The sequence below is a fragment of the Aquibacillus halophilus genome, from assembly GCF_009649745.1.
Taxonomy (GTDB): Bacteria; Bacillota; Bacilli; order Bacillales; family Amphibacillaceae; genus Aquibacillus; species Aquibacillus halophilus.
The window spans coordinates 89,980-110,880 of the sequence record NZ_WJNG01000004.1; the positions used below are offsets into that span (position 1 = coordinate 89,980).

General features: G+C 36.2%; 21 protein-coding genes. 20 read left to right on the forward strand and 1 reads right to left on the reverse strand.

The window, feature by feature from the left end:
- Positions 1-96 precede the first annotated feature (96 nt).
- From GH741_RS05875 to spoVM, 14 genes are all read left to right on the forward strand, one after another.
- Positions 97-978 carry a YicC/YloC family endoribonuclease gene (locus tag GH741_RS05875; protein WP_153735858.1) on the forward strand — a complete coding sequence of 294 codons (882 nt, stop codon included), beginning with the start codon at positions 97-99 and terminating at the stop codon, positions 976-978.
- 159 nt (positions 979-1,137) lie between these two features.
- Entirely contained in the window at positions 1,138-1,398 is a 261-nt protein-coding gene (remA, locus tag GH741_RS05880; RefSeq protein ID WP_153735859.1) for an extracellular matrix/biofilm regulator RemA, read from the forward strand.
- A gap of 15 nt (positions 1,399-1,413) precedes the next feature.
- On the forward strand, positions 1,414-2,034 hold the full coding sequence (gene gmk, locus GH741_RS05885; protein ID WP_153735860.1) for a guanylate kinase: 621 nt from the start codon (positions 1,414-1,416) through the stop codon (positions 2,032-2,034).
- Positions 2,031-2,240, forward strand: a complete 210-nt coding sequence (gene rpoZ, locus GH741_RS05890) for a DNA-directed RNA polymerase subunit omega (RefSeq protein ID WP_153735861.1) — start codon at positions 2,031-2,033, stop codon at positions 2,238-2,240. Before gmk ends, rpoZ begins: the two co-directional genes overlap by 4 nt.
- Positions 2,241-2,434: 194 nt before the next feature.
- A complete protein-coding gene (coaBC, locus tag GH741_RS05895) occupies positions 2,435-3,640 on the forward strand; it encodes a bifunctional phosphopantothenoylcysteine decarboxylase/phosphopantothenate--cysteine ligase CoaBC (RefSeq protein ID WP_153735862.1) in 1,206 nt (401 codons plus the stop codon).
- Complete coding sequence (priA, locus tag GH741_RS05900) at positions 3,637-6,045, forward strand: primosomal protein N' (RefSeq protein WP_338079262.1); 2,409 nt, start codon at positions 3,637-3,639, stop codon at positions 6,043-6,045. The genes coaBC and priA overlap by 4 nt, the downstream gene beginning before the upstream one ends.
- A gap of 13 nt (positions 6,046-6,058) precedes the next feature.
- Entirely contained in the window at positions 6,059-7,006 is a 948-nt protein-coding gene (gene fmt, locus GH741_RS05905; protein WP_153735863.1) for a methionyl-tRNA formyltransferase, read from the forward strand.
- Complete coding sequence (gene rsmB, locus GH741_RS05910; RefSeq protein ID WP_153735864.1) at positions 6,999-8,351, forward strand: 16S rRNA (cytosine(967)-C(5))-methyltransferase RsmB; 1,353 nt, start codon at positions 6,999-7,001, stop codon at positions 8,349-8,351. The genes fmt and rsmB overlap by 8 nt, the downstream gene beginning before the upstream one ends.
- A gap of 80 nt (positions 8,352-8,431) precedes the next feature.
- Positions 8,432-9,187 (forward strand): Stp1/IreP family PP2C-type Ser/Thr phosphatase, encoded by a 756-nt coding sequence (locus GH741_RS05915; RefSeq protein WP_153735865.1) that lies wholly within the window; start codon positions 8,432-8,434, stop codon positions 9,185-9,187.
- A complete protein-coding gene (pknB, locus tag GH741_RS05920) occupies positions 9,187-11,184 on the forward strand; it encodes a Stk1 family PASTA domain-containing Ser/Thr kinase (protein ID WP_338079263.1) in 1,998 nt (665 codons plus the stop codon). Before GH741_RS05915 ends, pknB begins: the two co-directional genes overlap by 1 nt.
- A gap of 8 nt (positions 11,185-11,192) precedes the next feature.
- Positions 11,193-12,074: a ribosome small subunit-dependent GTPase A gene (gene rsgA, locus GH741_RS05925; protein WP_153735866.1), complete on the forward strand. Its 882-nt coding sequence runs from the start codon at positions 11,193-11,195 to the stop codon at positions 12,072-12,074.
- A gap of 2 nt (positions 12,075-12,076) precedes the next feature.
- A complete protein-coding gene (gene rpe, locus GH741_RS05930; protein ID WP_153735867.1) occupies positions 12,077-12,724 on the forward strand; it encodes a ribulose-phosphate 3-epimerase in 648 nt (215 codons plus the stop codon).
- Positions 12,725-12,799: 75 nt separating this feature from the next.
- Entirely contained in the window at positions 12,800-13,453 is a 654-nt protein-coding gene (locus GH741_RS05935) for a thiamine diphosphokinase (protein WP_153735868.1), read from the forward strand.
- Between the two features lie 67 nt (positions 13,454-13,520).
- Positions 13,521-13,601 (forward strand): stage V sporulation protein SpoVM, encoded by an 81-nt coding sequence (gene spoVM / locus GH741_RS05940; protein WP_153735971.1) that lies wholly within the window; start codon positions 13,521-13,523, stop codon positions 13,599-13,601.
- 45 nt (positions 13,602-13,646) lie between these two features.
- On the opposite strand, the gene rpmB is transcribed toward spoVM, so the two are convergent.
- Entirely contained in the window at positions 13,647-13,835 is a 189-nt protein-coding gene (gene rpmB, locus GH741_RS05945) for a 50S ribosomal protein L28 (RefSeq protein WP_153735869.1), read from the reverse strand.
- Between the two features lie 333 nt (positions 13,836-14,168).
- Here rpmB and GH741_RS05950 point away from each other — a divergent pair, with 333 nt between their 5' ends.
- From GH741_RS05950 to fapR, 6 genes are all read left to right on the forward strand, one after another.
- Entirely contained in the window at positions 14,169-14,531 is a 363-nt protein-coding gene (locus tag GH741_RS05950) for an Asp23/Gls24 family envelope stress response protein (protein WP_153735870.1), read from the forward strand.
- Positions 14,532-14,662: 131 nt separating this feature from the next.
- Positions 14,663-16,333, forward strand: coding sequence for a DAK2 domain-containing protein (locus tag GH741_RS05955; RefSeq protein ID WP_338079264.1), 1,671 nt, complete (start codon positions 14,663-14,665; stop codon positions 16,331-16,333).
- A 207-nt stretch (positions 16,334-16,540) separates the two neighbouring features.
- Positions 16,541-17,203, forward strand: coding sequence for an L-serine ammonia-lyase, iron-sulfur-dependent subunit beta (sdaAB, locus tag GH741_RS05960; protein WP_153735871.1), 663 nt, complete (start codon positions 16,541-16,543; stop codon positions 17,201-17,203).
- A gap of 81 nt (positions 17,204-17,284) precedes the next feature.
- Positions 17,285-18,169 carry an L-serine ammonia-lyase, iron-sulfur-dependent, subunit alpha gene (gene sdaAA, locus GH741_RS05965; RefSeq protein ID WP_153735872.1) on the forward strand — a complete coding sequence of 295 codons (885 nt, stop codon included), beginning with the start codon at positions 17,285-17,287 and terminating at the stop codon, positions 18,167-18,169.
- Positions 18,170-18,174: 5 nt separating this feature from the next.
- The gene (recG, locus tag GH741_RS05970; protein ID WP_153735873.1) at positions 18,175-20,208 is read left to right on the forward strand and encodes an ATP-dependent DNA helicase RecG; all 2,034 of its coding nucleotides are present in this window, start codon (positions 18,175-18,177) and stop codon (positions 20,206-20,208) included.
- 117 nt (positions 20,209-20,325) lie between these two features.
- Complete coding sequence (gene fapR, locus GH741_RS05975) at positions 20,326-20,898, forward strand: transcription factor FapR (RefSeq protein WP_153735874.1); 573 nt, start codon at positions 20,326-20,328, stop codon at positions 20,896-20,898.
- Positions 20,899-20,901: the final 3 nt, after the last annotated feature.

The window sequence follows — 20,901 nt, forward strand, 5'->3', positions numbered from 1 at the left end:
ATGTCATCTGTCAGAATTATCATTAGGTCCTTTTACCATTTTTTGATATTATTGGTATAGGGTTGCCAAGGAAATATGTAATTGGGATGTGATTCAATGGTAAATAGTATGACTGGATACGGAAGAAATGTAGTTCATGTCAATAACACTGATATTTCGGTTGAAATTAGAACTGTCAACCACCGATTCTTAGATATTTCAACAAAAATACCTCGCTCCTTATTAGTAATGGAAGAGCAAATGAAAAAGGTTATTCAATCTTTTTTTCATAGAGGTAGAGTTGATATATTTGTTAATATTGAAGGAGAAGGGTTAATTCAACGAAAGCTAATTGTTAATTGGGAGTTAATGGATCAATACATAACAAGTTTGCAAGAGATTAAAGAAAAATATCATTTAAATGGGGATATTCCAATTGAAATGGTGACAAAAATTGAAGATCTATTCACAATCCAAGAAAATGAACAAGAACATGACTACATGTATGATGCGATTCTTTCTGCAGTTGAAAGTTCGAGCAAGCAAGTAGCAGAAATGCGGAGTAAAGAAGGACAAGAACTAGTCAAAGACCTGGTCTCTCGAATTGAAATAATTCAAAATATAGTAAAACAGTTGGGGGAACGTAGAGATATTGTTATAATAGAATATCGAGAGCGAATAAAAGCTAGAATTGAAGAATATCTGAATGAGGATTTAACTGGTGACAAGTTTAAATTAAATCAAGAAGTTGCTATGCTTGCAGAAAAAGGGGATGTTACAGAAGAGGTTACACGTCTGAATAGTCACATCAGTCAATTTCTTAAAACAATTAGCCAAAAAGGTCCAATTGGAAGGAAATTAGATTTTATTCTACAAGAAATGCATAGGGAAACAAATACGATTGGATCAAAGTCCAATGATGTGTTAATAAGTGAGTGGGTTGTAACACTAAAGAGTGAAATTGAGAAAATAAAAGAACAGGTTCAAAATGTTGAATAATTAAATGTTTTTGTTTACTCATTTCTTGTACTATAATAAATAGAGTACTTTTAATTGTAGTAAATATGTTTGAAAAACGGTTTTTTCTGAAATACTGTTCTCTTACATAGAATTTAAGAAACGTGCAGACAAGGATCTGTACAAGAGGGGGAGCCAATTTTGAGTTTAAGACTAATCAATATAGGTTTTGGAAATGTTGTTTCAGCTAATCGAATTATATCTATAGTTTCTCCAGAATCAGCACCAATTAAGCGAATTATTACTGTTGCTAGAGATAATAATAAATTAGTAGATGCTACATACGGTCGCCGCACAAGAGCGGTAATTATTACGGATAGTGATCATGTCGTGTTATCTGCTGTTCAACCTGAGACAGTTGGACAACGTGTTATTAGTCATGATGATATCTCTGATGAATAGCTAGGAGGATGAATATTGATTGAAGAGAAGGGTATTTTATTTGTTTTGTCAGGACCATCAGGGGTGGGAAAAGGAACGGTCCGAAAAGCTCTCTTTGAAAAGGATACAGGATTAAAATATTCGATCTCCATGACCACTCGCCCCATTAGAACTGGTGAACGAGAAGGTACCGATTATTTTTATCGTTCAAAGGAAGAGTTTGAAAAAATGATTTTAAATAATAACTTGCTGGAGTATGCTGAATATGTAGGGAATTATTATGGTACTCCGAGGGACTATGTGGAGGAGACACTGGAAGCAGGAAAAGATGTTTTTTTGGAGATTGAAGTCCAGGGAGCGCTCCAAGTGAAGAAGAATTTTCCTGAGGGTGTGTTCATCTTCTTGTTTCCACCGAGCCTAGAAGAACTTAAAAATAGAATTGTTAGTCGAGGTACAGAGACTGAAGATCTTGTAAGAAATAGACTAATGGCGGCTCGGGAAGAAATTGAAATGATGGATGCCTATGATTATGTAGTAGTTAATGATAAAATAGAAACGGCAGTTCAGAAAGTTCAATCAATAGTTCGAAGTGAACATTGTAAACGTGAGCGGGTAGCTGTGCAGTATAAAAAAATATTGGAGGATGATTTAGCATGATGTTAGAGCCATCGATTGATAAGTTACAATTAAAAATCAATTCTAAATATACATTAGTTACACTTTCAGCTAGACGTGCACGTCAAATTCAAGATACAAAAAAACATCAATTAGAGAACCCAAAGTCTTTTAAATTTGTCGGGATTGCTTTAGAAGAGATCCAGGCTGATAAATTAACATATATTCCAGCTACTGATGAAGATTAATATATAAGTCCCACCGTTGAGTATTGTTTCCGAAATACAATTCAATGGTATTTTTAAGCCCTCGCTTGTGGCTATGCTGGCGGGGGTTTATTGTATTTTTTGCTTATAATTAATTGGCTTAAGTCTATTTATGATATAACTAAAAGTAAGAAAAAAGCTCTAACAGAAGGTGTTATTTGAAAGGGGAACTATAGATGGTAAAAGGAATGAATATTGTATTAGGTGTAACCGGAGGTATTGCGGCGTATAAAGCCTGTGCTTTGACAAGTAAATTAGTTCAACAAGATGCTAACGTAAAGGTAATTATGACTAGTAGTGCTTCTCAATTTGTATCTCCCCTAACATTTCAAGCACTTTCTAGAAATCCAGTTTATACGAATACATTTGACGAAAAAGACCCAGAAAAAATTGCCCATATTGATTTAGCTGATTGGGCTGACCTCTTTATTTTAGCACCTACAACGGCTAATATGATTGGAAAAATAGCAAATGGGATTGCAGATGATATGCTATCAACTGTTCTTTTAGCAACAGAAGCACCGGTTTATATTGCACCTGCAATGAATGTGCATATGTATGCGCACCCAGCAGTAATTGAAAACATGAAAAAACTTGAATCTTGGGGATACAAATTTATTGAACCTGGTAGTGGTTATTTGGCTTGCGGATATGTCGGGAAGGGACGATTAGAGGAGCCTGAAACTATTGTCGAGGTAGTGATAAATGATTTACTAACTAAAAAACCATTAACAGGGAAAAAAGTGTTAATCTCGGCAGGACCAACGAAGGAGAAAATAGATCCTATTCGTTATTTTACCAATCATTCTTCAGGAAAGATGGGGTTTGCTTTAGCAGAAGAAGCTCAACGGCTAGGTGCTGACGTAACCTTAGTAACGGGAAAAGTATCACTTTCTACGCCAGTAAATGTAAAACGAGTAGATGTTACTACTGCAGAAGAGATGTATCAGCAAATGATTAAGCATTTTCAAGACAAAGACATTGTTATTAAAGCAGCGGCTGTAGCTGATTATCGTCCTATAACTACATATGATAAAAAAATGAAAAAGCAACCAGGTAATTTGGTTATTGAGTTTGAGCGAACAAAAGATATCCTTAAAGAGCTAGGTGATATAAAAACAACCCAATATTTGGTAGGTTTTGCAGCGGAAACGAATGATGTTATTAATTATGGCCAAAAAAAATTACAAGATAAAAATTTGGATGCCATTGTGATTAATGATATACAGGCTGAGGGTGCTGGTTTTGCTGGAGACACAAATGTGGTTACGTTTATTACCAGTGGAGGCATACAAAAGAATATTGAATTAACTACCAAAAACAATATCTCTAAACAGCTCCTTATGCTAATAAGTTCAGACCTTAAGGATGATACCAAGTGAATATAGCAAAAGTAGTCGTAGATGTTCCAGCTAGTCAGACAAATCGTATTTTTGACTATAAAATACCGGAAAATTTTCAGGGATCTGTTAAAAAAGGAATGAGAGTAATCGTTCCTTTTGGCCCAAGAAAAATAATGGGATTTGTGCTTGAACTTACGAATCACTCAGATTTTGATCGTTTACGCTTTATTGACGACTTAATGGATGTCACCCCAGTTCTTACCGAAGAGTTAATTAACTTAGGTAAATGGTTATCTGAAGAGACATTAAGCTATTATATTTCCGCTTTTCAAGTAATGCTCCCTCAAGTGTTAAAGGCAAAATATAAAAAAGAACTCCAGCGGTTAACAGAGGAAGAACTTCCTGAGATATTAGAAATTATTTTTGCAAATAGGGACGTTATTCCTTATGAAGAGTTTGTATCTCGTGATGGTAGCTTTTATCACCTACAAAAAGCGATTGATCAGGGATTAATAGAGGTTAGCTATCAGGTTCATTCCAGAGAAACGTTTAAAAAAGAAACGATGATTGCTCCTAATCGAGAATCTTTTCTGTTGGACGAAGAATTAGCAAACCTCCCTAAACAAGCAATAAAACAAGCAGAAATACTAAGCTATTTTATTGAACATCCACAGGCAATCCTTCAAAAAGAGTTACTAAGCTTGCTAGATACATCCAGGTCAAGTTTAAAAGTATTACTTGAACGAAAGTTACTACGTGAATATAAAGAAGAAGTATATCGTAATCCATACAAAGAAGATAAGTATCCAAAAACTACTCCCTTGCAGCTTACAGAGCAACAAGAAAACTCTATAAAACCAATTCTGTCTACGATTGAAAAGAAAAGTCATCAAGTATTTTTATTACATGGAGTAACAGGGAGTGGAAAGACGGAAGTTTATTTGCAATCAATTCAGGAAGTAATAAAAAAGGGTAAGGAAGCAATTGTTCTAGTTCCGGAAATTGCTTTAACTCCCCAAATGGTCGAGCGTTTCAAAGGAAGATTCGGTTCTGAGGTAGCTGTTCTGCATAGTGCTTTATCGGCAGGGGAAAAATTTGATGAATGGCGTAAAATTCAGCGGAAGCAAGTAAAAGTGGTAGTTGGAGCACGGTCTGCAATTTTTGCACCACTTGAAAATATTGGGATTATTATTATCGATGAAGAACATGAGACAAGCTATAAACAGGAGGATCATCCACGCTATCATGCTAGGGACGTAGCGATATTTCGCGGTGAACAGCATAACTGTCCGGTAGTTCTTGGTAGTGCAACTCCAGCATTAGAGTCATTCGCAAGAGCACAAAAAGGGGTATATCAATTATTAACGATTTCTAAACGTATGAATAACGCTGTAATGCCAAAAGTTAAACTAGTCGATATGCGTGAAGAGTTGCATGCAGGAAACCGTACAATGTTTTCTCGACAATTGATGAAAGACATCGAAGAAAGATTAAAAAGAAAAGAGCAAATGGTACTCTTTTTAAATCGACGTGGGTATTCAACGTTTGTAATGTGTAGAGACTGTGGACATGTGATTGAATGTCCACATTGTGACATTACTCTTACATATCATCGGAGTAAAAATAGTTTGAAATGTCATTATTGTGGCCATGAAGATGATATGCCAACTAAATGCCCATCTTGTGAAAGTGATACGATCCGATTTTTTGGTACCGGAACACAGAAGGTAGAAGAGGCTTTGAATAAATTAATGCCAGAGGCAAGAGTAATTCGAATGGATGTCGATACGACAACAAGAAAAGGCTCTCACGAAAAGTTATTAAATCAGTTTGCTAACCACGAAGCTGACATCCTGCTTGGGACACAAATGATTGCAAAAGGGTTGGATTTCCCAAACGTAACTCTCGTAGGAGTTCTAGCAGCTGACGCATTACTCAATTTACCTGATTTTCGTGCTGCAGAAAAAACGTTTCAATTACTTACTCAAGTTAGCGGACGAGCTGGACGACATCTCTTGCCAGGTGAGGTGGTCGTTCAAACCTATACACCTGAGCATTATAGTGTACAGTTAGCAAGTGAATATGATTACGACAGTTTTTTTCAAAAAGAAATGGAAATCCGAAAGACATTCCAGTATCCACCTTATTTTTTCTTAACGCTCATTACAGTTTCTCATCCGAACCAAGTGAAGGTAATCGAGGTTACAAAAACAATAACAAAGCTTCTGAATAAACATCTTTCTTCACAGACGAGAATTCTTGGGCCAACACCGTCGGCTCTTACAAGGATCAAGGATAGATATCGTTATCAATGCATGATAAAATACAAAAACGAACCGAATCAAAGAAAAGTTATTAAGAAAGTTTTGAGCTTCTATCAAAAAGAAATACAGAAAAATGACTTATTAATTAGTGTGGATTTACAACCCTATCAATTGATGTAGGAAGGGGAATATTATGAAGAGAATCGTTTTTATGGGTACCCCGGATTTTGCCGTACCTGTTTTACAACAATTAATTAGTGATAACTACCAGGTGGAACTAGTGGTGACACAGCCGGATCGACCAAAAGGAAGGAAAAGAGTATTAACCCCACCTCCGGTAAAGGTCGAGGCTGAGAAACATGGTATTCCTGTGTTCCAACCTGAAAAAATAAAAGATGATTATCAGTATGTATTGGAATATAAGCCTGACTTAATTGTAACAGCGGCATTTGGACAAATTCTTCCAAAGCCACTTTTAGAGGCACCTATCCATGGATGTATAAATGTACATGCTTCGCTTTTACCAGAGTTACGTGGAGGCGCACCAATTCATTACTCCATTCTAGAGGGGAAAGAAGAAACAGGTGTTACCATTATGTTCATGGTAGAACAACTTGATGCGGGTGATATTCTAACACAAGTAACCGTGCCGATAGAAAAAAATGACCATGTGGGAACATTACATGACAAATTATCTAAGGCAGGTTCTAATCTCCTTCATGAGACACTTCCAGCGTTATTGGATGGTCGATTAAAAGGAACCAAACAGGAGAATGACAAGGCTACCTATGCTTATAATATTTCAAGAGAACAAGAAAAAATAGACTGGGAATTACCTAGTCAACAAGTCTATAACCATATTCGTGGTCTTCATCCATGGCCAGTAGCCTTCACAACACTACAGGAGAAGGTTTTGAAAATCTGGTGGGCTGAACCTTTTGAAGGAACAAATGATGCCTTGCCTGGAGAAATAACACAATTGCTTGATGATGGATTGATTGTTGCCTGTGGCGATCAAAAAGGTGTTAAAATTACTAGTTTGCAACCTTCTGGTAAAAAAAGAATGTCAGCGGAAGATTTTTTGCGGGGTACTGGTAACGGAATACAAGTTGGGGAAAAGTTAGGAGACAATAATGGCTAAAAATTTACTTCGAAGTACTGCATTAGATATTTTAATAAGGGTTGGTGAAGGTGGAGGCTTTAGTCACCTGTTAATTGACCATGCTATTAAAAATAAGGGGTTGAGTGAAAAAGATCAATCGTTACTAACAGAAATGGTCTATGGTACCATTCAACGAAAATTAACGCTTGAATATTTTCTGGCTGGTTTTGTAGATCAAAAGAAGAAGCTATCTCCTTGGGTTAAATGGCTTCTCTATTTATCGTTATACCAGATGAAATATTTAGATAAGGTCCCAGATCACGCAATTATTCATGAGTCAGTAGAGATTTCAAAAAAACGGGGACATAAAGGTATAGCGTCTTTAGTAAATGGCGTATTAAGAAGTATCCAAAGAAAAGGTTTTCCTGATCCAGCTAAAATAACTGATCCAACTAAAAGAATCAGTATAGAAACAAGTCATCCGTCTTGGTTGATAGAAAGATGGATCAAGATGTATGGCACAAAAATTACTGAAGAAATGTGTCAGATTAATTTAACACATAAACCGATAAGTGTTCGTGTTCAGCCAATGAAATTGTCTAGACAAGAGGCTATTGATCACTTGGTAAATAATGGGTTTGATGTTGAACCTTCGTTCTTTTCTGGCCAAGGAATAATAGTAAATAAAGGTAATATTTTGAGAAGCGATTTATTCAAGAATGGCTTTTTAACGATTCAAGATCAAAGCTCAATGTTAGTTACTGAGATGCTAAAAGTTGAGAAAGGAATGACTATTTTAGATGCTTGTAGTGCTCCAGGAGGAAAGACTACACATATTGCTGAGAAGATGAGTAATGTTGGGCAAATACACGCCTATGACCTTCATGACAAAAAAGCAAAGCTTGTTACAAAAAAAGCTTTGGAATTAGAATTGAGCATTATCAGTTCGAAACAAGCAGATTCTCGGACATTAAGATCACTTCACCAGGAAGAAACGTTTGACCGAATTCTTTTAGACGCACCATGCTCTGGCTTAGGTGTGTTGCGAAGTAAGCCTGACATTAAGTATCATAAAAGTGAACAAGATATTAAGCAACTGTCACTAATTCAATTAGAATTATTGGAAAGTGTTTCCTCATTATTAAAGAAAGATGGTAAACTATTGTATAGTACTTGTACTGTTGACAAAAACGAGAATGAGAAAGTCATTGAGGAATTCCTTTTGAAACATCCTGAATATGAAATTGATCAGGAATTTTACCAGGAGCTTCCTGAAAATTTAAAAGATACCGAAGGAAAGACTAAATGGGGTTTGCAATTATTTCCACATGAATGTAATACTGATGGATTCTTTTTAACAAGGTTGAAAAAAAACAGTCAATAAGCAAGTATAATAAAAAAGATCTTTTCAAATTTGACTCTTCATTTAATTTTTGAAGAATCAACTGGGACGGGGTGAATACGATGAATGGTTACTTTATGACGGATAAAGGTAAAGTAAGAGATCATAATGAGGACAATGGAGCAATTCTGGAAAATTCTAAACAACAGATTTTAGCGGTAGTTGCCGATGGAATGGGTGGACATAAAGCCGGTGACATTGCAAGTGCGATGGTCATTACTTCATTGAGGGAAGAATGGGCTAAATCAGGTTTTCTCGCTTCTCCTGAAGAAGCTGAGGAATGGTTAACAACATCGATAACACAAATAAATAACTCAATATACAATCATGCTCAAGAACACGAGGAGTGCAATGGCATGGGGACAACCGTTGTTGCTATCGTATGTGGTCCTGAGTTTATAACGATTGGACATATAGGCGATAGCAGAGCTTATTTATTAAATGAAAAAGGATTTAGCCAAATAACCGAGGACCATTCTCTAGTTAATGAATTAGTTCGTACTGGTCAAATTTCAAAAGATGATGCAGAGTATCATCCTAGAAAAAATGTGTTATTAAGAGCACTAGGAACTGAGAAAGATGTCACACCAGATGTTCAGACAATTGGATGGGATAAGTCAAATAAGCTATTACTATGTTCTGATGGACTATCAAATAAATTAACTGAATCTGAATTGCATAATTATGTTCAAGATACACAGGACTTACAAGAGAATGCAGAAGAATTAATTAACGAAGCGAATAATCGAGGTGGCGAGGACAATATATCATTGGCTCTCGTTTACTATGATGACTCAGAGAAAGAGGGTGAATCATAGTGCTAGATGGTCGATTATTGAATGAAAGATATAAGATTAAGAAAATGATTGGTGGCGGAGGTATGGCCAATGTCTACCTTGCCAGAGACATCATTTTAGATCGAGATGTAGCAATTAAAGTGTTACGTTTAGAATATGCAAATGATGAGGAATTTATAGCTAGATTTCATAGAGAAGCACAATCTGCAACAAGCTTATCTCATCCTAATATTGTTAATATTTATGATGTTGATCAGGAAGACAATATCTATTATATGGTAATGGAATTTGTTGATGGCATGACACTCAAAAAATACATACAGACATACGGACCAGTAGAGGTGCAGGAAGCGATAGATATTATGAAGCAAATTACATCTGCCATATCTCATGCACATGAGAATGATATAGTTCATAGAGATATCAAACCTCAAAATATATTAATTGATCCTTTTGGTCAAGTGAAAGTAACGGATTTTGGGATTGCTATCGCTTTAAGTGCAACCTCACTGACACAAACGAATTCAGTGCTAGGGTCTGTCCATTACTTGTCACCTGAACAAGCAAGAGGCGGAATGGCTAATAAGAAATCTGATGTCTATTCCCTAGGAATTGTATTATTCGAGCTACTGAGTGGGCGCTTGCCATTTTCTGGTCAAACGGCAGTATCAATTGCTTTAAAGCATTTACAGAGTAATACGCCTTCTATTCGACGTTGGAACCCTGAATTGCCACAAAGTGTTGAAAATATCGTGCTTAAATCTACAACGAAAGATCCGTTTCATCGCTATGAAACAGTATATGAAATGCAGGATGATTTAGAAACAGCACTGGACCCTAGCAGATTAAATGAAAAGGTGTTTTATCCTCCAGAGGATAGTGGAGAAGAGACTAAAGCAATCCCAATAATAACTGACGAAACCTTTAAAAAACATCAGTCGCACCAAGATACTATTATCCATGACACTAATACTAAAACCGACATTTCCAAAGGTATAGAAGAAAATAAGGGTAAAAAGAAACGTAAAAAAGCGTTTATTTGGGTTACAGCAGTTTTGTTTATTCTGTTTGGTGCTATTCTAGCTGCTTTATTTATTTTGCCAAGTTTGTTGCAACCAGATGATGTAGAAATACCTGATGTAACAGGAATGGAATATAATGAAGCTTTTAGTGAATTAAGTAATTTGAATCTAGTTGTTGAAAGAGAAACGATGTATTCTGAGGATGTAGAAGAAGGTTACGTGGTCAAAACAGATCCTGCATCTGGAGATGTAGTGAAAGAGGGACGTACGGTCACCGTGTTTTCAAGTCAAGGGAAAGAAAAAGTAGCTTTTGATGATTATGTTGGACAAGATTACACTCAGGTGGAAAGGTTATTGAGGCAAACTGGTTATAAAGATGTGAAATTTTACGAAAAAGTATCTGACAGGCCAGTTGGAGAAATTATTGCTCAATACCAGCCTCAGCCAGGTGCAGAGGTTATCCCAGAGGAAACCAACGTCATTTTTGAGATTAGCAGCGGTCCAGAAAAAGTAACCTTAAGTCAATTAGTTGGTATGTCAGAGCAAGAGGCGCGGGATTATTTAACAAATAATAATCTTTCTGTTGACTTAATTGAAGAGAATTCAGATGAAGTCCCTGAGGGGAGAGTTATTCGTCAGAACCCTGGAGCGAACAGTCAAGTGGAGGAAGATTCTATAGTAGAAATTGTTGTGTCTATTGGACCTGAAGAAAAACCACCAATTACACATCCTGTAACATTTTTGATCCCTTATACAGGTAACCAAGAAACAAATGATGAAGGCGAGACTATAGCCCAGGAACAGGAAGTAAGAATATATAAAGGTGATCTAGAAAAAGATATTACAATGCTACATGAACAACAAACCATTACATCAGATACAGAATTCACGATTCGATTAATTATCCCGGCAGGTGGAACGGCTGAATATAAGGTGGAGCGTGACGATACGGTAGTACTTCAAAAAACCGTAATATACGAAGATGTAGAGGGGTGAGTGAATGAATGCCAGAAGGTAAAATCGTTAAAGCATTAAGTGGATTCTATTATGTAAAAACTGATGACAACCTCTATCAATGCAGAGGGAGAGGTTTACTTAGAAAAAATAAAATAAATCCGCTTGTTGGTGATCATGTGGTTTTTGAAAAAAGTAATCCTGGCGAGGGATACATTACTGAAGTTAAAAAGCGGAAAAATGAGCTTGTACGTCCACCAATTGCTAATATAGATCAAGCGGTAATTGTTGTTTCGGCAACACAACCAGATTTTAGTACATTGCTTCTTGATCGCTTTTTGGTACTTATTGAATCGAAGGGCATAGATCCAGTTGTTTTTATAACTAAAATGGATACAATCAATCCAGAACAACAAGACGTAATTAACCAATTTAAAACTGACTATGAGCAAATTGGATATACAGTTCAAACATTATCAACAAAAGAACCGGAAAAGTTATTCGATGTAATAAATCAATTTAAAGATAAGATATCTGTAATTGCAGGTCAGTCAGGTGTAGGTAAATCGTCGATGTTAAATGCTATTAACCCGTTGCTGAAATTAGAAACTAATGAAATCTCAGAGAGTCTCGGAAGAGGAAAACACACAACGAGGCATGTAGAATTAATTGAGATTAATGGCGGACTAGTAGCTGACACACCAGGTTTTAGTTCACTTGAATTCAGTGAAATTGAATTAGAGGAACTTCCCGATTGTTTCCCTGAAATGAGCGAGCTAAAAAGTGAATGTAAATTCAGGGGTTGTATGCATAATAAAGAACCAAAATGTGCAGTGAAACTGGCTGTCAAAGCAAATGAAATACCAGCATACAGATATGAACATTACTTGCAATTTTTTGAAGAGATTCATGACAGAAAGCCGAGGTATTAATTATGACAAAAATTGCTCCATCAATATTATCAGCTAATTTTTCGATATTAAAAGATGAAATAGAGGATGTTGAAAAAGGTGGGGCCGATTATATACATGTTGATGTAATGGACGGTCATTTTGTACCTAATATCACTATAGGTCCATTAGTAGTAAAAGCTATAAGGCCAATTACATCACTCCCACTAGATGTTCACTTAATGATTGAAAACCCGGATAAATTTATTCGTGAGTTTGCAGATGCAGGTGCTGATATTATCACCGTCCATCAAGAAACTTGTCCTCATTTACACCGGACTATTCAATCAATCAAAGGAGCAGGGGTAAAAGCTGGAGTAGTAATTAATCCAGCCACACCAGCAGAATTAATTAAACCTGTTTTACCTGATGTCGATCTTGTTTTGTTAATGACTGTCAATCCAGGTTTCGGTGGTCAAATATTCATTCCATCAGTGTTGGCTAAAATTAAGACGATTGCTACATGGAGAAAAGAGATGAATTTGTCATTTGAAATTGAGGTTGATGGTGGAATAAATCCAGAAACCGCAAAGTTATGTAAAGAGGCTGGTGTAGATGTCTTCGTCGCTGGAAATGCCGTATTCAATAAAGAAGACCGGAAAAAAGCAATAGCAAGTATCCGCCAAGCATAAAGAGAGGTTGCCAATTTGGCAACCTTTTTATCTATCTAAAAAACTTTTGTATATTAAGAAGGTGTGGTAAAGGTAATGTCAACGATAGCTATTGTCGCAGGTGGACCTACAAATAATATTCCAATTCTCCAGTCGTACAATGCAGAAATAAATACCTGGATTGGAGCAGATAAAGGAGCGATGACTCTCCTAAATCAGAAAATCACACCAGATATTGCAATTGGTGATTTTGATTCAATAACAGAGTCTGAGTTAAAATTAGTTAAACAGGAAAGTCATCATTTTGAAATTTTTCCTATTGAAAAGGATGAGACGGACTTAGAACTAGCTGTAAAGAAAGCACTGGAGTTAAAACCAACAAAAATATATTTATTTGGTGTTACTGGTGGAAGGTTAGACCATGGAATGGCGAGCATTCAACTACTATACAAATTAATAGAAGAAAAAGTTAGCGGTATTATCATTGATGGTAGTAATCAAATGGAGTTAAAAGCACCGGGTGTTTATCACATTTACGATGATCCGATTTATTCGAATATTTCATTTCTACCTTTCTCACAAAAAGTAATAGGCATATCTCTCGAAGGTTTTTACTATAGTTTAAGTAATACAACTATTAATTGGGGCTCAACACTTTGTATTTCTAATAAGCTTCTTTTAGAAAAAGGTACTTTTTCATTTAGGGAAGGCATATTATTAGTAATAAAGAGCCGAGATGTACTTAATTAAGGTTATTAACATAGGATAATCTGAAGTGATCTTTTATTGCTATCCGGAAAAAGAGGAGGGGGATCTCATGAAATTTTATACGTTTAAACTCCCGCGGTTCATTGGTGGCTTTGTACGTGCAATTATGGGTACCTTTAAAAAGGACTAAAACAAAAAAGCACCCATATGGGTGCTTTTTTGTTAATCCAATGTATTATACTCGTTCGACTTTGCCTGACTTAAGAGCTCGAGCAGATACATAAACGCGTTTTGGTTTACCATCAACCATAATGCGTACTTTTTGAACATTAGCTTTCCATTGACGTTTATTAGCGTTCATTGCGTGAGAACGAGCGTTTCCGGCTGAAGTCTTACGACCAGTAATAACACATGTGCGTCCCATAAAAATCCCTCCTACTAGCATGTATATCTTTACATACTAATATAATCTATCATAGGGTAACGGATAATGCAATATCTCTTCTTGAATAATATCAAGAATGTTAACTTGACATATCTTCTATTTTCGTCCATTGTATAAAGGGGTTTATTCTGATTTTTAAGTAGAATATTCAGAGCCTGAAGTATTTTATTGTTAAGGGATTTAAGGCTATTATTTTAAATAAATAATATGTTTTAAAGGATACATAATTATTTTAAAGTGAAACAGCTTTCATATTTTTAAAAGTTATAGTAAAATGACCTTAAATTTACGACTTTGCCAAGGAGGATTTTTATGTCCATTGAACTTAACACAAAGGATGGTCATGTAACTATCACAAACGAAGTAATATCAACCATTGCTGGTGGTGCAGCGATTGAATGCTACGGCATTGTAGGAATGGCCTCAAAAAACCAACTTAGAGATGGTATTGCAGAAATTCTCCGAAAAGAGAATTTTTCTAAAGGAGTAGTCGTTAGACAAGATGGAGAAAATTTACATATAGATATGTATATCATTGTTAGCTACGGAACGAAAATTTCAGAAGTTGCTAATAATGTACAATCTCAGGTGAAATACACATTGGATAAAACTCTTGGTTTATCTATTAGCTCTGTAAATATTTATATTCAAGGTGTAAGAGTAGCAAATGACTAATCTATCCTGATCCTGATCATGTAGATTTTTGGAAATAACCATTCTATTTTTCAGAATAACAATAGCTCTTATTAGATTATATTTAAGAGCTCGGTCTAAAGTGAGACCGTTGAAGAAGGAGGAAGTTGTAAGTGTCGTTACAAAGGTTAGATGGAATTGCATTCGCACAAATGGTACTCTCCGGAGCACACCACTTAACTAATAACTCTAAAAGAATTGATGCATTGAATGTTTTTCCTGTTCCTGACGGGGATACAGGAACCAATATGAACCTATCAATGACTTCAGGAGCCAATGAAGTAAAGAATATAAAAAGTGAAAATGTTTCTGAGGTAGCACATGCACTAGCTAAAGGATTGCTAATGGGAGCAAGGGGTAACTCTGGGGTTATTCTTTCTCAATTGTTCCGAGGGTTTGCAAAGGGTGTAGAGGGCGAAAAGTCCTTGACTACTGCAAATATAGCTAATGGCCTTGATGTGGGTGTTAAAACTGCATATAAGGCAGTTATCAAACCTGTTGAAGGTACGATTTTAACTGTTGCTAAAGATGCTGCACATAAAGCCCAGGAACTTGCTAAATCATCCGACAAAGACATCATTGAGTTTATGGAAGGTGTTCTTACTGAAGCAAAAGCATCGTTGAAACGAACTCCAGATTTATTACCCATTCTAAAAGAGGTTGGAGTAGTTGATAGTGGTGGACAAGGCCTTGTTACTATTTATGAAGGATTTTTGGCTTCACTTAAGGGTGAGGAGCTTCCTGAGGGTGCTGATAATTCTATTGATATTAGTGATATGGTCAATGCAGAACACCATAAGCTAGCTCAGGATTTTATGAGTGCAGAGGATATTGAATTCGGTTACTGTACGGAATTTATGGTTAAGTTTGAAGAGGATAAATTAACAACCAATCCATTTAGTGAAGAAGAATTTAGAAATGAATTAGATGGATACGGTGACTCTTTACTTGTTGTTTCTGATGATGAAATTGTTAAGGTTCATATTCACGCCGAGCATCCTGGAGAAGTATTAAATTTAGGCCAACGCTATGGAAGTTTTCTAACTATTAAGGTTGACAACATGCGAGAACAGCATACATCAATCGTTGGTGATAAAAAGAAGCAAAAAAATAAGCCAAAAGAGAAATCAGAGTATGGTATTGTTTCTGTTGCAATGGGTGAAGGTTTAAAAACATTGTTAGAAAGCTTGGGAGCTACGGTAGTGATTCAAGGTGGACAAACGATGAATCCTAGTACAAAAGACATTACAGATGCTATTAAAGAAGCAAATGCTAAAAACATTATAATCCTTCCAAATAACAAAAATATTATAATGGCTGCTGAACAAGCTGCGGATTTAGCTGATGAAAATGTTGCGGTTGTACCTACTAAAACAATACCCCAAGGGATGAGTGCTTTGCTTGCTTTTCATCCGGAAGTTCCTTTGGATGAAAACAAAGAAAGTATGGTAGATGCAAGTAAACTGGTTAAAACTGGGCAGGTCACTTATGCTGTTAGAGATACGCAAATCGATGGTATGACAATCGAAAATGGCCACTTTATGGGTCTAGCAGACGGAAGTATTAAGTCAACAGATAAAGATAAATTAGAAACAACAAAAAAATTGTTGCAAGAGATGCTTACTGATGAAGACGAGATCATAACAATTCTTCAAGGTGAGGATGCAAGTGAAGAAGAGCTTGCTACTATAACTAACTTTATAGAAGAAAATTATGAAGACATCGAGTTAGAAACCCACAAAGGGAATCAACCTATCTATTCGTTTATTTTCTCAATTGAATAAACAAAGGCCTTTTCTTTAAAAAGAAAGGGCTTTTTTTATTGTATTGGTAGTAAAATATATCGCTAATTTTATGGTTGAGACTAATAGTTGAATTTATTTTGTCAGATAATTCAGAAATGCGAAGTTTTTTCTTATCTACTTCTTTTTTAAATTACTTACCGTTATACTAATTATATCGGTTAAATTATTATAAGGGACGGTGCTAGAATGAAGTATAGGTCCGTTTTCGATATTATAGGTCCAGTGATGATTGGTCCTTCAAGTTCACATACAGCAGGAGCAGCTAGAATTGGAAAGGCAGCTAGAACATTATTTGGTGAGGAACTAACATGGGCGGAGATTTATCTTTATGGATCTTTTGCTAAAACATATAAAGGTCATGGAACCGACGTTGCAATAGTCGGGGGCTTACTTGGATTTGATACAGATGACAAAAGGATAAGTAACTCTTTGATTCTAGCAGAGCAAAAAGGAATGAGGGTGTCCTTTCATGAGGATGAAGCAGCTACTGACCATCCGAACACTGCTAGAGTCAAAATCGGGAATGGGATAGATGATCTTGAACTAGTTGGTATCTCTATTGGTGGTGGTAAAGTGGAAATCACTGAATTAAATGGATTTGATCTTCATCTCTCAGGAAACCATCCGGCAATACTTGTAATGCACAATGACCGGTTTGGAGCAATAGCGTCAATTACACAAATTCTTGCTAGACATGAGATTAATATTGGAAGAATGGAAGTGTCTAGAAAAGATATAGGAAAAGAAGCCTTAATGATTATAGAGGTTGATCAAAATGTTGAAGACAACATTGTTAAAGAATTGGAAGAAGCTGATCACATTTTACAAGTTGCCAAAATTGTTGATTAATTAATCATGGTTCTTATTAACATAGTCATAAAACATCAACTGAGATGACAACAACTTGGTAGACAAGGGGAGGAAATACGTATGTTTCGTAATGTAGCTGAATTAATAGAAATAGCTGAGAACGAAAACATGTTAATTTCAGAGGTAATGATAAGGCAAGAAATGGATGTTCACGATAAAACAAGAGAACAAGTAATGGGTCAAATGGAGAAAAACCTGCAAGTTATGGAAAAGGCTGTAGAAGATGGATTAAAGGGTGTTTCCTCACGTTCTGGTTTAACTGGTGGAGATGCAGTTCTATTACAAAAATATATGTTAGAGCAGGAACCATTATCAGGAACGTTATTATTAGATGCAGTTAGTAAAGCTGTGGCAACCAATGAGGTGAACGCGGCAATGGGAACAATTTGTGCAACACCAACCGCTGGGAGTGCGGGATGTGTTCCAGGTACTCTATTTGCTGTAAAAAACAAGTTAAATCCAACAAGAGAACAAATGGTGCAATTTTTATTTACATCAGGAGCATTCGGTTTTGTTGTTGCAAACAACGCATCTATTTCTGGAGCAGCAGGTGGATGCCAAGCTGAAGTTGGTTCAGCATCGGCAATGGCATCTGCTGCCATTGTAGAGATGGCTGGAGGAACCCCACAACAAAGTGCCGAAGCATTTGCAATAACCCTAAAAAACATGCTTGGATTGGTTTGTGATCCAGTTGCAGGACTAGTAGAGGTACCTTGTGTGAAAAGAAATGCAGCGGGGGCATCAAACGCAATTGTATCTGCAGACATGGCTTTAGCAGGCGTCACAAGCAGAATTCCTTGTGATGAAGTAATTGGAGCTATGTATCGCATAGGTAAAACAATGCCAAGTGCTTTAAGGGAAACAGGTGAAGGTGGCTTAGCAGCGACGCCTACGGGTCGTGCGTTAGCATCTAAAATATTTGGAATTCCAATCGAGAAAGAGTGATCGTGTTGTTGAACGAACCGGTTAGTAACGTTAAGGGAATAGGCGAGAAACTAAGTGAAACAATATCTGAAATTGAAATTCACTCTGTGGAGGATTTGCTTTTTTATTTTCCAAATAGATACGATATATTTGAAATAAAACCTCTAAGTGAACTAATACACGATGATAAAGTTACTATTGAAGGGAAGGTTATTGGACAACCTTCCCTAACTTTTTATGGAAAGAGAAAATCAAGATTAGTTATAAACATACAAGTGGATCACGTGGTTGTTAAAGCTATTATGTTTAATCGTTCTTTTGCAAAAAAACAACTCCAAGATGGTGATGTTGTTACAGTTACTGGCAAGTGGGATCAGCATCGTTTGCAAATCACAGTAAGTAATTACAAAAAAGGCAGTGCTGACAACCAATCTCCAATTCAGCCTGTATATCCTTTACGTGGTAATGTAACAAATTATCAACTAAAAAAAATTATTCGCCAGGCTTTTTCTCAATATAGTAATCAAATCGAAGAAATAATTCCTGAAGTCTATTTAAAGGAATATAAATTACCTAATAGGAATCAAGCACTCCTTCAGATGCATTTTCCAACTAGTAACCAAATGTTAAAGCATGCAAGAAGAAGACTTACATATGAAGAATTTTTACTATTTCAGCTTAAAATGCAATGGCTACGAAAAAGAACACGAGAAGCTACCAGTGGTAACAGTCAACAATTTGATCGAGAAAAAGTGGAGACGTTTATTGAACGATTACCTTTTAAGCTAACGAAAGCTCAATCAAATTCTCTAAAAGAAATTCTGACAGATATGCATTCCCCTTATCGAATGAATCGTCTATTGCAAGGTGATGTGGGTTCAGGCAAGACGGCAGTGGCAGCAATTTGTCTATACGCTTCAATTACTGCAGGAAAGCAGGGAGCTTTAATGGTACCTACTGAAATTCTTGCCGAACAACATTACAAGTCCCTTCAAGACCTATTTGCAGATCAAGCGAAAATTGTTCTGTTAACAGGATCAATTAAAGGGAAGCGTCGTAAAGAAATTCTAGAATTGATCCAAACCAATAAAGCGGATATCGTAATTGGAACACACGCCTTGATACAGGAAGAAGTGGTGTTCGGTAATCTGGGAATGGTAATTGTCGATGAACAACATCGCTTTGGTGTAAATCAGAGAAGAACACTAAGAGATAAAGGACTAAACCCAGATGTATTATTTATGACTGCTACTCCAATCCCAAGAACACTAGCGATTACAGCTTTTGGTGATATGGATGTATCTCAAATTGATGAGATGCCTCTAGGTAGAAAGGAAATAGAGACTTATTGGGTTAAGGATAACATGCTAGACCGTGTACTGGATTTTATAAAAAAGGAAGTAGAGCAAGGTCATCAAGCTTACGTGATATGCCCACTTATTGAAGAATCTGATAAATTGGATATTCAAAATGCAATAGATCTTTTTCACCAGCTTGAATCTTATTATGCACCTGATATAAAGGTTGGACTGATGCATGGTAGATTACATGCTAATGAAAAGGAAGAAATAATGAGGCAGTACGCCGATAATGAAGTACAAGTACTAGTTTCGACAACAGTGGTTGAAGTGGGTGTGAATGTGCCGAATGCAACAATAATTGTTATCTATGATGCAGAGCGGTTTGGGTTATCTCAATTACATCAGCTTCGAGGTCGAGTTGGTCGAGGACAAGTTCAAAGTTATTGCATTTTATTAGCAGATCCCAAAGGTGACGTAGGTAAAGAGAGAATGCGAATCATGACAGAGACCACAAACGGATTTGAATTATCAGAACAAGACCTACAATTGAGGGGTCCTGGAGACTTTTTTGGTAAAAAGCAAAGCGGACTACCGGAGTTTAAGGTTGCTGACATGGTCCATGATTATCGTGCCCTAGAAACGGCTAGAAAGGATGCACAAGAAATTATCTACTCAAACCTTTTAGAGAAAGATAGTTCATACTTTAGCTTGAAAAAAATGCTAAGTAGAGAAGTTGAAAAAGGTTTAAATTTCGATTAAGTGATATGCTTGCATAATTTTTATTGGTATTATATATTACTATTAGTACCTAGTCTTAATTTTTAGATTTTATTATTTGTAACGTTTGATTTTAGGATAACTTGGATGGTGTGAGTGATGAGAAAAAATAAGAAAACTAGGCAAAGCCTACTTAAAGAGACTATTGCAGAGTTACCTTTTATTACAGATGAAGAATTGGCAAAAAAATTTGAAGTAAGTATTCAAACAATTCGTCTGGATCGAATGGAGCTATCTATACCAGAATTAAGAGAACGGATTAAATCAGTTGCAACATACCAATGGAATGAAACAGTAAAAGCGTTGCCAATTGATGAAGTAATAGGGGAAATTGTTGATTTAGAGTTGGATAAGCGTGCAATTTCTATTTTAGATATAAGGGATGAACATGTTTTCTCCCGGAACAAAATTGCACGTGGACATCACTTATTTGCCCAAGCAAATTCTCTTGCCGTAGCGGTGATCAATGATGAACTGGCATTAACAGCTAGAGCTGAAATTAAATTTTCCAATCAAGTGAAGCAGGGAGAACGAGTAGTAGCAAAAGCTAAGGTGGTTAGTTTAAATCAAAAAGACAGAACTAGCGTGGAAGTGGAGAGCTTCGTGGAAAATGAAAAAGTATTTTCAGGAATATTCGAAATGTTTCGTTCAAACGAACAAAAAGGAGAATAAATT